Here is a 273-nt window from a genome sequence, read left to right as displayed (position 1 = left end):
GCTGACCGGCACCATTCGAGCAGTCACCACCCTGGGTGGTGGCGTCAACAAGAAGACCGGCGAGGTGATCCCCACCCGCCCGGTTCTCCAGATCGAGGGCCTCGATAACCGTGGCCTCGTTCAACTCTTCACCCTCCCAGTTCCGGACACCAAGCCTTTCGAGGGCCGAGTGGGTGAGCAGGTGTCCGTGCCGGTGCGTGCGTGGGCTCCTGGCGCGTCGGTGAGCCTCGCCTATGAGGGGGGCAAGGTGTGAGGATGGATGCACGTATGAGG

1 protein-coding gene is annotated in these 273 nt (G+C 64.8%); it reads left to right on the top strand.

The features are described 5' to 3' along the window. Positions 1 to 253, top strand: a 253-nt coding sequence (locus tag ABG80_RS22600) for a hypothetical protein (protein ID WP_160322484.1), incomplete at its 5' end; no start/stop codon positions are given. Between the last annotated feature and the right edge of the window lie 20 nt (positions 254 to 273).

It is taken from the genome of Aquabacterium parvum (assembly GCF_001447195.1).
Taxonomy (GTDB): domain Bacteria; phylum Pseudomonadota; class Gammaproteobacteria; order Burkholderiales; family Burkholderiaceae_C; genus Aquabacterium; species Aquabacterium parvum.
The sequence above is the reverse complement of the archived record's forward strand: the minus strand, read 5'-3'. Positions and strand labels throughout refer to the sequence as shown.